Here is a 14,526-nt window from a genome sequence, read left to right as displayed (position 1 = left end):
CCATCACCGTTCACATCCCCCGCAGCCACGTGCGGGCCCTCCCGCGACAACAACTCCGGTAAATTCCGCTCATAATAAAAATCTACATAATCATCCTCCACATGACGATCAAATGAGGAGACTGTTTTTGCAAACAACGGCGCTGTTGCCGTTTGTTCAGCATAGGCCAACGGGCCTTTGCTCGACGGTTGCTGGATGACATGGGTTTTATCCAACTCGGGATGATCAATTTTAGTATACGTCCTGTCGGGCCAGACCACGATCATCGAATCGACAGCCGTGATCTTTCCCAATCCAATTACCTGCCGGTAATCGACTGAAGACTGAAAACCCCGGGAAGGGAACAGCTCGCGGTAAAAAACCTGGTCGCCCTTGTACACTTTGATCTTGCTGCCGATGGCAAACTGGTTTTGCCCGCTGCCTTTTAATTGAACGGAAATGTGGTGGTTTTGCAACTGCTGTTTTGCCTTGTTGCGATACACAAAGGCCTCCTGGTTTTCGTTGTTCACCACCAGGTCCAGGTCTCCATCGCCGTCAAGGTCGGCATAAGCAGCACCGTTGGAAAACGAAGGCGTTCCCAATCCCCAGTCGGTTGCCACATCGGCAAACTGCAGTCCGCCCTTGTTGTGGAAAGCACAGTTGGAAACTGCATTGACGGGAATGTGTGCCAATACCGAATCCACGCTTTGCTTGTGCCCCGACAAGACCATTTTCTGAATGACATCGTTGGCAAAGAAATCCATGAAGTCCAAATTGGTCACGTCGCGGTTAACACCGTTGCAAACAAAAATATCGTTCAGCCCGTCGTTGTCGGCATCGAAGAACAGGGCACCCCAACTCCAGTCGGTCGCCGACACACCGCTGAAATTAGCCGCCTCCAAAAACTCACCATTCTTGTTGTTCACCATCAAACAGTTCTTCATGTATTGGTTGTACAAGCCTGTTTGCAGGCGCTGTCGCTGCAGGTCAATGTTGTCGAAAGCACCCAAGGTTTTCAGGCGGTAATCATCACCGGGCAACATATCGGTGGTGAAGATATCCGGGTAGCCATCGTTGTTAATGTCGCTCAAATCGGCACCCATGGACGAAAAACTGTTTTGTCCTACACAGGCTTCCATTTCGTCCTTGAACCGGCCATTTTTCTGGTTGATATAGAGATAGTCTCTTTCGTAGGAGTCATTTGAAACATACACATCCGGGTAGCCGTCGTTGTTCACATCACCTACTGTAACGCCGAGTCCAAAACTCATTAATGTGCCATGTATCCCGGCTTCCCTGGTTACTTCCGTATACCGACCGCCGTCATTGCGGTACAAATGATCGCCGCCGCCTTTCAGAAAATCCGCAACAGGCCATTCCGCATCGGGAAGGTCACGACGATTGGTGTATCCAAGTGTGTTTATGGGAACAGGACTGTTGTTGATAAGAAAGCAATCCAGGTCTCCATCCAGATCATAATCGAAGAAGGATGCCTGCGTACAGTAGCCGGAAACCGCCAGGCCATATTTTGCCGCTTCTTCCGTAAACGTGTTGTTGTGCTGGTTGATGTAAAGCTGGTTCCGGCGATGCCCGTTTGGCATATGCCCCGAATTGCAGACATAGATATCCAACCAGCCGTCGGCATTCACATCAACCATGGTAACCCCTGTGCTCCAAAGGCTGTCCTGCCGGAGCCCGGCTTTTTGCGAAATGTCTTCAAAATGAAACTTACCCCTGTTCAGGTACAATTTGTTCTCGCCCTGGTTGGAGGTCAGCATGATATCGGGCAGGCCATCGTTGTTGATATCGCCGGTGGCCACGCCGCCGCCATTGTACATGTTGCGAAACAGGAAACTGTTTTCCAGTTTGTCGTCCACAACGCGGTTGTTGAATCGAATGCCGGTGTTGTCCACCAGTTCAAACAACGGATCAGCCTTTTTTGACGTACAGGAAAAAAGAAACAGAAGCAGTCCTAAGTAAATGCAGTTTTTCATGCTCACATCAGTCTGTAAATGGTTTCAACCGCTCACATTTTACAGCGCAAAGCAATTTAACGTAAAATAGAGTAGACGATTGGTTGCGAACAAAACTTTCGCAGTGTTTTCAATAAAAAAAGGTCATTTTTCAATGACCTTTTTTTATTGACAGAGGTTGAATCTTAGTATCCTGTATTTTGTTTCAGGTTTGGATTGGCTGCCAACGCCTGGCTTGGAATCGGGAATACCAGGTTTTTGGGATCATCACTGCTCTTATATTGCCATGGCTTCAGGTACACGCCAAAGCGGATCAGGTCTGTTCTTCTGACGCTTTCCCAGTACAACTCACGACCTCTTTCAGTCAGAAGTGTATTGGGATCGTAGATGTTGTTGGCATTTACAAGCGAGATAGAAGGCAAAGGCTGGGCCTTTCTGGCTGCCCGCAAGGTATTTACCATGGTCAGTGCCCCGGCATTGTCTGCTGTAGCGGCACGCAACTTGGCCTCGGCCACCATCAACACGACATCGGAGTAACGGAAGATCACCATGTCATTTCCCGCAGGTCCTTGGAAATATTTATCACCTGCAGAAAAATCAGGCGGATACTTGATGACGCGGATACCTGTCACCTCAAGATTGGCTCCTGTTTCTTTCATATCCGTCGAAATTTTGGGATCGAAGGCCAGCGGATTCCCCTTCCTGTCTTTCAACGCAACATTGTTTTCGTTGTATTGCTGACCGATGAGAAACCCTGGTCTCAGACCGGAAACGTTCGTTACCCCAGGATAAGCGCGGTTACCAATTCGTGAGTCGATAGCGGCATCAGGATTATTTATTGCACCAACACCTGTAAAGAAACCATTGACCCTATTGGCATCAGAAGTGGCTGTAGTTGGTGTTGCCGTCGTACCAAAGCTGTTATAAAAATCACTGATGGTGGAGAAACCGTTCCAGCCGGCATTGGGATTTTTAGGTGTATACTGGTTGTAGTGCAACGTCATTTCCCAACGAGCCTGCGGACCACTGTTGTTGGCTGCCGCACCCGATGTGTTCACGTACGTAAAAATGTTCTCTGTTGAAGTTCCGTTGTCCACATCGAAGTTTTTAAAATATTCGGAAGCATAGCTAAACTTGGCGCCGGTGATAATGCTGTTGCCAAGCGTAATCACCTGCTGCATGTCTGCATCCGCGAAAGTTGGCGTTTGACGATTTGCCCAGGCACCCCTGTTCAGGTAACATTTCATCAGCAGCATTTTTGCAGCCTCCTGTGTGGCTTGCCCCGGATTGTTATTGAAAGCAGGAAGATCGGGCACTACAGCATTCAGTTCGTCAATGATAAACTGGGCTGCGGCAGCTCCGGATTTCACTTCCGGTGCATTCAAAAGATTGTCGCCAGGATTCCGGAACGGGTACTGTCCGTAAAGATCCAGCAGGTAATAAAGAGAAAGGGCTCTTAAAAAACGGGCTTCCGCCGCCTGCTGTTTGGAAGGCCCAAACTGCAGCACATTCGTTGCGTCAAAATTGAGCTTGTTCAGGTTGTTAAACACACTGAGGATCTGGCCGTGATCGGCTGTCCAGGTATGTGCATGCAGTACCCGCCATACACCATTATCATCCCAGTCACCACCCCTTGTCGGCACCAACGATTCGTCGGCCGTGTTTTCTTCCAGTGAGAACAATTGGTCCTGGTTGGTAAAAGGGACGCGAAGGTCACCATACGCTGCCTGCAGCAATAAGCCCACCCCCGCAGAACCAAGGGCATTGGCTGTTTGCGTGTTGGTTAATGTACTGTTTAGATTTTCATCCAACTTTGTACAACCCATGGCTGCAACAACCAGAAATAAGGAAAGTTTACTGATTTTAGACTTTATCATAAAGCGTTTCTTTTAAAATTTACTGCAATGTTAGATTTACGCCCACAGAGATCGTACGGGCTGTTGGGAATGGGATATACTCGATTGAACGGGAAGGATAGTTGTTGCTGCTTTTGTCGATGTTCACTTCCGGATCAAATCCAGAGAATTTGGTGATCACGAACAGGTTGTTACCGGTCACATAAACATTCATGTTCCGGACGTAACGACCGATGTCACCCACACGGTAAGACAATGTTGCATTTCTCAATTTAAAGTAGTTTCCGCTTTCCAGGAACCGGGTATTTGCAGCAACCGGGCTTGTTGGCTTTTCAACCGAGCTATAAGAATTCTTGTCAATGTTCCTACCATTTGAAATACCGGCAATGTTGGTAACGCTTGTGGCCGTGTTGTTGTAAATGAGATAACCGCTTTCACCGCCGCCATTTACCACGAAACCGAACTTATGGTAATTCAACGTCGTGTTTACACCGAAACTGTTTGTCGGATTGGGATTGCCTGCATAAATCGGGTTGGCACCAAACGTTTGGTTACCGTTTTGATCATAACCCTGGAACTCTTTCAGGAAGTATTCGTTAACAGGATAATTGTTGGTGATGACCTGTGCAAGTGTTCCCGACACACCCTGACCGTTGATCTGGCCTGTAATGATCTGGATATCCTTTCCGTTTTGGGTAAAATTGGTCAGCTTGTTGTCGTTGTGTGCATAGTAGCCGCCGATGTCCCAGGTAAGGTCTTTGTGATCGATCACGTTCACACCCAAACCAATTTCAACACCTTTGTTGATCAGGTTTGCAGGAAGGTTGATGAAATAGATGGAGGCAGGAGCCGGTTGAATCGCAGTGCTCTGGAAGAGGATGTTGCTGGTGTTCTTGTTGTAATAGTCAATGTTGAAGTTGACTTTACCACCGCGTGTCGACAGGTCAAGACCAATATCATAAGACTTTGTTTCCTCCCATTTCAGGTTGGGGTTTGCTACGTTGATCTGGCTTGCATTGTTGTAAGAGCCAAAGGCAAACTGCTCCTGCGAAGCGCCGGCTGGGAATTCCTGGTTACCGGTGATACCCCATGAAGCACGCAATGCCAGGTTGGAGAATAGGCTGGTGCCTTTCATGAAGTCTTCATTGTTGACAGCCCATCTAACACCAACGGACGGGAAATAACCGTATTTGTTGTTTGAACCAAACTTGCTGGAACCATCGGCCCGCAATGTTCCTGTTACAAAATATTTGTTGGCATAATTTAAAGAAGCACGGCCAAAAACAGACTGCAATTCAACCTTGGGGTCAACAAATGTACCTGGCGGGTTCTGAACGTTGCCATTCTGCAGCATGCTCGTGTACGGAATGCCGGTAAACGTTGTCTCAGACAAATTAGTGTTGAAACCCTGTGCAGAAACGTTGCTGTTTTGGTAGCGTGTTGTCCAGTACTCATATCCGACCAACGCTTCCAGGTTCAACTGGGATGTAAGCGCTGTTCTATAGTTCAATGTGTGATCGAATGTTTGAGAAGTTAACCGTGCGTTGCCAATAGCGGCCTGGCCTGAACCCGAGAGACCAGAATATCCTTGCAGGAAACCATAGATATTGGTATAGCGGTCACCAACACTATTATTTACAGCATACAGGAACTTGTAATCCAGTCCCTGGATGATCCGAACGGTTGCAGAAACGTTGCCAAGAACGGAATTAACATGAGCCACATCAGAAAAGCCAGACAGCAAGGCGACGGGATTGCCCGATCCGTTGGTTGGGTAATAAAACAACCCGTTGGTCCCCCTGAAGGAAGCAGTGGGGTTCCATTGCAAAATGGAGCTGATGATGTTACCGGTAGAACCAGAGGTATTGGCAACCGGCACCAGGTCTTCTGTAGTATGTCCTGCCGTAATATTGAAGCCGAGTGTCAAACGCTTATCAAGAAAGGAATACTGGCCGCCGAAATTACCCACATATTTGTCCAGGGTGGAGTTTTTCAGGTAACCATTGATTTCCGATGCAAGGAACGATGCACGGAAGCGACCATTTTCGCTGCCACCACTGAATGCGAGGCTATAGTTCTGTGTTGCTTTTTTGTTCTGCAGTTCTTTCATAGCATCAACGTTGCCGCCAAAATCCTGGTTTGCAACATTGTATTTCGAAAGCGCTGTTTTGAATTCAGACGCTGTCAGTACATCGAAGCGCTTCATTAAGCCGGCATTCACGCCAACGCTTGTATTGAATTCAAGTTTTGGCGCACCAGCCGTTCCTGTTTTCGTTGTAATGGCAATCACGCCATTGGCGCCACGGGAACCATAAATGGCTGCGGAAGAGGCATCTTTTAATACATCAATGCGTGCAATGTCGTTGGGGTTTACAAAAATCAACGGATTTGCATCGGGTGTTGAACCGAATGCGTTTCCAAAGTTTGGCCGTGCCGATCTTCCATCGAGGGGCACACCATCAATCACATATAAGGCGTTACTACCGGCCCGGATAGAGTTATTACCGCGGATCTTAACCGTGGTAGCACTACCTGGCTGGCCAGAGTTGGTTGTTACCTGCAAGCCAGGTACTTTGTTTTGCAATAATTGGTCGGGTGTGGTGATGACACCTCTGTTAAAGTCCTTTGCCTGAACCGAGGAAATGGCACCTGTAATGTCTTTTCGGCGTGCAGTACCATAACCGATAACCACAACTTCATTCAGGTTCGATTCCTGTGTTGTGAGTTGGATGGGAATGGTTGTCCGGCTTTGAACAGCAACTTCCTGTGTTCCAAATCCAACGGCCGAAATGACCAGCGTTCCGGCCGCGGGAGCCGTAATCGTAAACTCACCGCTTTCGTTTGTCTGAGTCGCTGTATTGGTTCCTTTTAAAATCACAGTCGCACCGGCTACAGCTTTGCCGGTAGCGTCCGTTACTGTTCCTGTAACACGGTTTTGAGCCAGTAGAGAGTGTGTAAAAAAGAGAAAGGTAGCCACAAGCGTAGCTAAGTAGAGCGTTAACTTTCTGTGCATAGCAGCAATGATTTTGTGTAATTAGGATGTTAAATTAGTTTTTTTTTCATCAACCCAAAACTTTTTTTGCCTCAATCGAAGCGGTTAACGTGTTTTTTCTACACACTTGCGAATCGCTTGCAAAATTGTGGTGCTAATACACTAAAAATATCGGCATTTTCTTCACAGAAATACAACACCCATGGATACCCGCTAACCGGACGTCCTTCGATATTGGCGGGTTCAAAAGTCGCCTCCAGAAACAGGAAACCGGCACGCCTTGCCGGTTAAAGAAATCATCACCCAATTTCAAAAATAAGCCGGATAAAATCGTTCGTTTTTTAACGAAAAAAAGCAGCGGAAAGCGATTCGTGGTGCGCATGGCCGTTCGTTCCAAGGATTGCCATCAGGAGAAACGCCAGCACAGCCGCCAGCATACCGATCATAAACACAGTATACGCAATGCGCAGCAGCCGGTATTTTTTTGCCACCACCAAACCGAGAAAATAGGTGTCCATTTGAATCGTGCCGTAGAGGTACTCTCGGTCTTCCATCATCTGTTTCATGGCCCACTGGTAGTCGGATAAACTCATCTGGTAAAAATTGCCAAAGAAAAGCAAATTCGTTCGTTTGTTCCGGATGTCTTCTTCCGTAAACTTACCGCTGCTAACTGAAGGCCTCGTTGCCAGGATGGAAAAGGTATCCGAAACCAGGCAGCTCAGCACGAGGATACCAACAGGCCAGACGTACTGGGTACTGACTGTAAGCCGGTGCAGCAAAAGAGACAGAATGATGGAGTTCACCGTGATCAGGATATTCGCTTTTTTATCGGCAAGACTGCTTAGTTCCATGTGGTTGCCCGAGGTGATGCGCACCATGGTCTGTACTCCTTTTTCGGTTTCTTTCCCTCCTTTTTTTACGGCAGGTGGCATTCCTGCCTGCGGGTAAAGAAGGAAAGCCGGTTGCTCTGCGATTATTTGTTCCGTTCTCTTTTTCTTTTTGGAAAGCTTCCACCGGTTTTCATCTTTACCGGGTTGCAACTTTTCCTGGCCGTATTCGGTAAAATACCGATGGGTCTTAAAAAAATCGACGTTTGCCCGGCGCCATTCCTTTGCACCAATCTTACGGCCGATCCGGGCTTCCTGTTCCTGGCGCAACAACCGGGTTTGTTCGGCAAAGGTTTCTTTCGAAAAATAGGCAAGTGCAGCGTCGCAAAGAATTTGTTCAACGAGGCTGACCGGCATCTGCGGCATGGCCGTCGCTTTTATACAGGAGACCACACGCTGCCTCACCGTTTCACTGATTTTATGGCTCTGCAAAAAGAGCCTTGCCTGGGCAATGCTCCGTTCTACCGGTGCTTCCACTCCTTCCGTGCAATATCCCGTGTTGTGAAACAGGGCAGCCAACAAGAGCACCAGGCGATCTTCCTCTCCGAGGTGGTAGTAGTTGGCCATTTCATGGCAACTGTTCACCACTTCTTCGGTTTGCTGCCAGGTATGAAAGACCAATCCGGGCCGGTTGGTTTGCCGGAAAAGATCCATTACGTGTGTTTGTGCCGCAACCAGCAATTGTTCATTTGCATCGATCATACGGAAGACGTTGTTTGACGAAACAGAAATAAGTATACCAGCCAGTAACAGGATCTGCAAAGTCGCAAAAAAACCTTTACAGCTGCTCCGTGTGTTACGGGTTTACTAAAAGCATCCAGGGCCAGAACACCTCCAGGTCCAGTACCGGAGGCTTTCCACCACGGCCAGGTGGCAAATGCTTGACGGGTGGTCTGTCCAACTATTCTTTGAACATCCAAAAAACGGTATTGTTTATATCCGGACAAACGGGCTGCCCGTTCGTCAACAACACCGTCACTGTTTACACGCTGCCAACTCCTCTGTTCACAGACAATATCACGTTGCCCCGTCATTCCTATGGCCAGCCCGGCAAGATTTGAACCAAGCTAAAGGACCGGCACCGGGTTAAACTTTTCGCAATCAGGCTAGCCAAAATGCCAAAAATAAGAGGCACCGTTACATGGATCGTTGAGCCAGTGCATGAAGGGTATGCATAGAGTCCTTTAGTACTGGGTAGAGATTTTTGTAAACGGCAAAAGACTGCTTGTAGATCTCACCGGCTGCCGCCTCCGGCTGGAACACAGTTGCTTTGTTTACCGGAATTTCAGAATAAGCGGACAGGTAGCCCCTTGCTTTTTGCGCCAGGTAAACAGCGCCCATGGCCGATGCGTCGCCGCCAAGTTGCACTACTACTCTTTTCCCGGTGACATTGGCCAGCAACTGCATCATCACGTCCGTATGGGTAAGCCCGCCGCTGACCAGCAGTTGCTCCAGGGGGCCGCAGACTTCTTCCAGGGAAGAAAGGATATGCAGCAACGCAAAACACACGCCTTCCGCGGCCGACCGTGCAAAATGCGCCAGGTTGTGGCCCACACCAATGCCGATAAATGCGCCACTGCTCTTTTCATCCCAAATGGGCGCCCTTTCGCCATGGAGGTAAGGAAGAAACAACAAACCGTTGCTGCCGGCGGCAACCTGGCTCACGAGTTGAAAAAGCTGTTCGTAGTTGCCAACACCGGCACGACCGTTAAACAGCTGTTCGAGCACCCACTGGAACACATTGCCCCCGTTGTTCACCGCACCACCGCAAACAAAGGTGTTTTCGTCGAGCCGGTAGTTAAAGATCATTCGCCTGGCATCTTGCACCGGCGTTGGAGAAGTGATGCGCACGGCAGCGCTGGTGCCGATGGTAACTGCAGCGTCGGAAGGCCGCAGACAGCGGCTCCCCAGGTTGGCCAGGGTGCCATCGCTGGCACCAACCATGAAAACCGTTTCGGCCGACAAACCCATTTCCCCCGCCAATTCTCTTTTTGCATTTGCTTTCGTGTAGGTAACAGGGACCGGCTGTGACAGTTGCTGCGTCGAAATGCCGGCAAATTGCAGCGCCGGTTCTTCCCACCTTAACTGGTGAACGTTGAACAATCCGGTGGCCGATGCCAGCGAATGATCAATGACGTATTCGCCGAACAACTGCCACCAGATAAATTCTTTGATGGAAATAAACCTTGCGGCTTTTGAAAAAAGAGCCGGCTCACATTCCTGCATCCACCTGATTTTGCAAAGCGGCGACATGGAATGAACCGGCGTGCCGGTGGCCAGGTAAATCTGTTCCCCCAGCGGCGAAGACCGCAACGCTTCGGCTACACGGTTGCTGCGGGTATCGGACCACAGTATGGCGCCGGTTAGCGGCTCGCCCTGGCTGTCTGACACGAGGATGTTGTGCATCGCACTGCTGAATGAGATTACCTCCGGCGGCCCTCCCAGCTTGTCAACAATTTGCCGGATGCTTTGCTGAAATGCGACGAAGACCGGATGCACATCCTGCTCGCTTTTTTCGCCCTGCGTTATGGCTTCGTAAAAATGCTGGGCTGTGCTCAGCACCGTATTGTTCTTGTCTACCGCAACAGCCTTTGTGCTGCCGGTACCGATATCGATTCCAATAATGTAAGGTGAAGGCATGAACAGGTTGTGAAAGCTTAAATGTACAGAAACCGTTTTCTTTCCGTGCAACGACTAGTCCCGGTAAAATTCGATGGGCAGTCCGTCGGGATCGGCAATGAAGGTAAATTGCTTACCGGTGAATTCGTCTACACGAACCGGTTCTACCGCAATGCCTTTCTTTTGCAACGACGCAACCACCGCTTCCACGTTATCGACCGCGAAAGCAAGATGGCGTAACCCGGCTGCTTCCGGGTGCGAAGGGCGTGGCGGGGGCGACGGGAATGAAAACAGTTCCAGCACATACGCACCGTGCAGCGCCAGGTCCAGCTTGTACGAATCCCGCTGCTCCCGGTATACTTCGCGAACGATCTCCAGTTCCAATACTTCGGTGTAAAATGCTTTTGATCGTTCGTAATCCGAGCAAATGACCGCGATGTGGTGGATCTTTTTGATGTATCCCATATGCGTAAAGATGCAACGAAAAAAGCAAGCTTGCCAGACCTGCACCGGATCCGAAAAAGACCAGCCATACAGGCCGCGCAACATGTATTGAAAAGCCCGCAAGTTTTCATCACCAAATTGCCACCAGGCCGCTTCAACTTTCCCTTCGTTGTACTGTAACAAAAAAGCAACTGCCGGTGCAGTTGCCTGAATGAAAACATGCGTTTATTGCGTCTTTTATTTCCTGGAAATCGATTGGGGCACCTCTTTTGCCGGGAGGAGGTTTTTCACCAGGTAATCTGCCACTTCCATGCCCTGCATAGCGCCAGCATCAACACCAGTGCGGTAATGGATGCCGCCATACACACGGCTGATCGACGCTTCGGCAGCAGCCTGCCGGAACGAAGAAAAATTCCGCTTCATACCGATGTAGGCCTGGTCGCTCGTGTCTTCAAACGGGAACTCGCCAAACAGGTTTGTGAGCACGGTGGCGGCCGCCGAAGAAATGGCACTGTGCCCGCTGGCATGTTCGGGGAAGGCCGGTGTTTGTAAAAAGGGCTGCCAGTCGCGGTCGATAATGTCGTTAATGACCGTTACCGGGCGGATATTGTTGTACACAAACTTGTCATTCCAGCAAGACACGAAGGCATCGTAAATCGCCGTTGCTGTCAACGCATAAGCTTGCGCCGTTTTGGCTGCATCGGCGTTCTTCTTTTGCGCAGCGATGGCAGTGATCCCGATCCAGTGGCCCACAGGAGTAATCTTTTTGTTGCCGTACATCAGGTGGCCGGCGTGTTCGGTCACGAAGGGGTTGTCGTCCCAGTAGCGGGCAATGGTTTTTTGTTCTTCTGTCAGGTTTTTCCCGATGGTATACACCTCGTTGGTGGTTTGATAAAAAGCACTGTTTTTGTCTTCGCTATACGGCGGCGGCGGCGGGCAATGCATTTGGGAGGACGAGTCAAGCAGCAGGGTTTTCATCTTACCCCAGTGCGGCTCGGCTGCATCGGCATAGTCGGGTGGCGTAGGGCGCCACTTTCCCTTCTCGTCGCTCCCCAGGTATTTCGGCATGCCGCGGGTTTCTTTGTAATTGTCGGTTTTTGCCCTTGCCAGCACATTCATCCCAATGTCCTGTCCCAGTTTGAGTGACCGGTCGAACGTTTCCTGGTTCAGCAGCGAATGGAAATCATTGAACAAGGCCTTCTTGTAACCCTGCATGGAGTCTTTGGAAAATGTGATGCTTTCCGCCACCGTAAAAAATGCATTGGTTGCTGCCAGCAGGTAGTTATAGTCCTTCCCTTTCTCCGGTACCGGCATGGCCGCAAAGCCGTGCAGTTTGGCGGCAATGGACGGGTAATCAGGTTTGGTAAACCGTGCCGCTTCATAGGCTGCCAGCGATGTATAGGCATATATCCGGCTTGCATTTGGCGGCGGAAACATGTCGTGAATGATTACCTGCGTCAACTGGTCCATGTTACGGTGCAGGACGTTTTGATCGGTGAGGATCTTCGGGTCAGACTGGTGTTGGCGGCAACTGCCAAGGAGCAGAAGCAAAGCCACCAGTGAAAAACAAACTCTCATGCAATCTCTGTTTAAAGGATGGTGTTTATAGTTGTTTTAATTTTCTCAGCAAATCGTTCAGCGGTGTTTCCTTCCTGTAGGTGCTTACCAGTTTTCCTTTTCTGTCGTACAAGGCTGTAAACGGGGTGTTCTGCAATTTATAAAAGAGGCGCAAAAAATACGTCGTGCCTTCCGTACCCACCTTAATGTTGGTGTAGCGGTAGGTCTGGTAGGCCTTTTCGAACGAGGCCACTTCCTGCACCGGTTTGAACGTGACCATGACGACGTCGGCATCGCGAAACTCGTCGGCCCATTGAAAAAATGCATTCATCAGCGTGTGGCAATGATCGCAATCGGGGGCAAAATAAATCAGGACGAGCGGACGGCCCTTCGGTAGGTCGGCCGACTTGAAGTATTGGCCGTTTGAAAGAGTCATGGCAAATGAAGGGACTGCATTTTCCGCCTGCGCAGCCAGTTTTCCCGACTGGAAAAAAATCCCCGTGAACAGCACCAGCAAAATCAAAGCAAGTTTTCTTCGCACCATAAGCATCTGCAATCGCCTTCAATATACAGAGAAAGTTCGCTGGTCGCTGCAATTTTTGCAAAAATGTGCGGTTGATTTTACTCGTCGTGTTCAGGCTCTTCCTGGGCAGTTATTTTTTACCCGTATTTTTTAACCACAGGACGGGCGGCGCTTTGGACCAGTCGGCCGCCGCATGCATGATGGTCGGACCCATGAAGAAATTGCCAAGCACCAGGTCAATGCGGCCATCACCATCCACATCACCGGCATCCATGGTGAGCCAGCGGCCGTTTGCTGCTGCGGGCACGGTGTAGGGCTGAAAGTTCCAGCCTCCTTTGTTTTCCAGGTACACAAAGCCTTCTTCGGGCTGGTGCGCATAGTCGGCAAAAAACGAGATCGTGGCGAGATCCAGGTCACCATCGCCATCGTAGTCGCGGGCCATGGCCTTGTAGCAGCCATTGATGGGGAAAAAATACTGTTGAACAAACCGGTTGGCGCCATCGTTCAGGAAAAGATACACGCCGTGAAAGGGCTTCAACACCGGCGAATAATCGGCGTTGTCGCCGCAGGTGTAGACAATATCCGGGTGGCCGTCTTTGTTGAAATCAGCCAGCTCAAAATACGATGACCCATAGACCGGCGGGAATTGCAGCAGGCGCTGCTCTTCAAAGTTTCCGCCGCCTTTGTTGGTGTACAAAAAAATGCCTTCGTCGCCCTGCGCCATCAGCACGCACAGGTCGGGCCGGCCGTCGCCATTCCAGTCGTTGACATAGGCCTTGATGGCGCCTGGCAGCGGCTTCAGAACGTGCCGCGAAAACCGGCCGTCGGCACCGGCCTCCAGCCAAGACAGCGCACCGGTTAAAAAGCCAAATTCACAGACCACGTAATCCTGCCGTCCGTCTCCGTTCAAGTCGGCCGCCGTTACCTGAACGGGACGCTGCAAACTGTCAAAAAGGGTTTTCGGCTGCAGGTCCCATTTGCCGTCTGCGTATTGGTAAAGATCGCCTTTGCCCAACCGGCCGTTGTTCGGGTTTAACTGCCCGATGTTGCAGGCAAGAAGACCGTTTTGCGAAAGCAGCATGTCAACCACAGGGCCGCCGTTTTGAAGGGAGTCAACAGGCGCTAATTTCTGGTCGAGAAAAAATGTTTGCCTGCGCATGGCATCGCTCACGATCATCGAATAAGGGTAGGGCTTTGGAGCGATTTTAATGAAAGAGGTCATGGAGCTGGCATAGCGCAGCCCGGACGGCTGTGCGGCAAAAAGTGGAAGCGAGGGCAGAATTGGCTTGTCCCGTTTCTGGCCGGGCAGGGTATCGGGCGCTGTCGCTGTGTAGTAGTCGAGAATATTCTGCCAGTCTTCTTTTGAAAGCAGGGGCTTTTGCGGGTAGAAATCGCGGGGCAGGCTGCGGTCGCTGCGGCTGGCCGGGTAAAGTTGCAACTGGTGCTGAAATATACCCAGGCGGGGACCCATTTGGGGCAGCACGCCCTTCTCCCACGAGGCCGCGTTGAGCCAGGCCGGGTCGGGCAACTGGTGACAGGAACGGCAATAAACGCCTGCCAATTCGCGACCCTTTTTTATGCTGTCAAGCGAAACGCTGGCATGAGAGCTGTTACGTGGATCGTCTTCACAGGAAGAAAGCGAAAAAGCGATAAAGACCGAAGCAAAAAGAAACTTCAGGGAACGTTCTGCTCGCAT

Annotated in this window: 9 protein-coding genes; all 9 read right to left on the bottom strand. The window is 50.2% G+C overall.

From position 1 onward, the window contains the following. On the bottom strand, positions 1 to 1,973 hold a 1,973-nt coding region (locus D6024_RS22120), incomplete at its 3' end, for a CRTAC1 family protein (protein WP_240410120.1). Positions 1,974 to 2,137: 164 nt separating this feature from the next. Next, positions 2,138 to 3,829, bottom strand: a complete 1,692-nt coding sequence (locus tag D6024_RS22115) for a RagB/SusD family nutrient uptake outer membrane protein (protein ID WP_121356997.1) — start codon at positions 3,827 to 3,829, stop codon at positions 2,138 to 2,140. Between the two features lie 19 nt (positions 3,830 to 3,848). After that, the gene (locus D6024_RS22110; protein WP_121356996.1) at positions 3,849 to 6,821 is read right to left on the bottom strand and encodes a SusC/RagA family TonB-linked outer membrane protein; all 2,973 of its coding nucleotides are present in this window, start codon (positions 6,819 to 6,821) and stop codon (positions 3,849 to 3,851) included. Positions 6,822 to 7,141: 320 nt separating this feature from the next. Further along, the gene (locus D6024_RS22105; protein WP_121356995.1) at positions 7,142 to 8,389 is read right to left on the bottom strand and encodes a Pycsar system effector family protein; all 1,248 of its coding nucleotides are present in this window, start codon (positions 8,387 to 8,389) and stop codon (positions 7,142 to 7,144) included. Positions 8,390 to 8,824: 435 nt separating this feature from the next. Next, positions 8,825 to 10,327, bottom strand: a complete 1,503-nt coding sequence (locus D6024_RS22095; RefSeq protein ID WP_121356993.1) for a gluconokinase — start codon at positions 10,325 to 10,327, stop codon at positions 8,825 to 8,827. A gap of 54 nt (positions 10,328 to 10,381) precedes the next feature. Next, entirely contained in the window at positions 10,382 to 10,771 is a 390-nt protein-coding gene (gene gloA2 / locus D6024_RS22090) for an SMU1112c/YaeR family gloxylase I-like metalloprotein (RefSeq protein ID WP_121357006.1), read from the bottom strand. A 216-nt stretch (positions 10,772 to 10,987) separates the two neighbouring features. After that, complete coding sequence (locus tag D6024_RS22085) at positions 10,988 to 12,328, bottom strand: vanadium-dependent haloperoxidase (protein WP_121356992.1); 1,341 nt, start codon at positions 12,326 to 12,328, stop codon at positions 10,988 to 10,990. Between the two features lie 25 nt (positions 12,329 to 12,353). After that, the gene (locus D6024_RS22080; protein ID WP_162944934.1) at positions 12,354 to 12,848 is read right to left on the bottom strand and encodes a TlpA family protein disulfide reductase; all 495 of its coding nucleotides are present in this window, start codon (positions 12,846 to 12,848) and stop codon (positions 12,354 to 12,356) included. Between the two features lie 112 nt (positions 12,849 to 12,960). After that, the gene (locus D6024_RS22075; protein ID WP_121356990.1) at positions 12,961 to 14,526 is read right to left on the bottom strand and encodes an FG-GAP repeat domain-containing protein; all 1,566 of its coding nucleotides are present in this window, start codon (positions 14,524 to 14,526) and stop codon (positions 12,961 to 12,963) included.

Origin of the sequence: Flavisolibacter nicotianae (assembly GCF_003628535.1) — a bacterium.
GTDB classification, from domain to species: domain Bacteria; phylum Bacteroidota; class Bacteroidia; order Chitinophagales; family Chitinophagaceae; genus Flavisolibacter; species Flavisolibacter nicotianae.
The sequence above is the reverse complement of the archived record's forward strand: the minus strand, read 5'-3'. Positions and strand labels throughout refer to the sequence as shown.

Bases quoted from the DNA above. Each gene is read 5' to 3' on its own strand.
- D6024_RS22115 (WP_121356997.1), bottom strand. From the start codon at position 3,829: ATGATAAAGTCTAAAATCAGTAAACTTTCCTTATTTCTGGTTGTTGCA.
- D6024_RS22110 (WP_121356996.1), bottom strand. From the start codon at position 6,821: ATGCACAGAAAGTTAACGCTCTACTTAGCTACGCTTGTGGCTACCTTT.
- D6024_RS22105 (WP_121356995.1), bottom strand. From the start codon at position 8,389: ATGATCGATGCAAATGAACAATTGCTGGTTGCGGCACAAACACACGTA.
- D6024_RS22095 (WP_121356993.1), bottom strand. From the start codon at position 10,327: ATGCCTTCACCTTACATTATTGGAATCGATATCGGTACCGGCAGCACA.
- gloA2 (WP_121357006.1), bottom strand. From the start codon at position 10,771: ATGGGATACATCAAAAAGATCCACCACATCGCGGTCATTTGCTCGGAT.
- D6024_RS22085 (WP_121356992.1), bottom strand. From the start codon at position 12,328: ATGAGAGTTTGTTTTTCACTGGTGGCTTTGCTTCTGCTCCTTGGCAGT.
- D6024_RS22075 (WP_121356990.1), bottom strand. From the start codon at position 14,526: ATGCGAGCAGAACGTTCCCTGAAGTTTCTTTTTGCTTCGGTCTTTATC.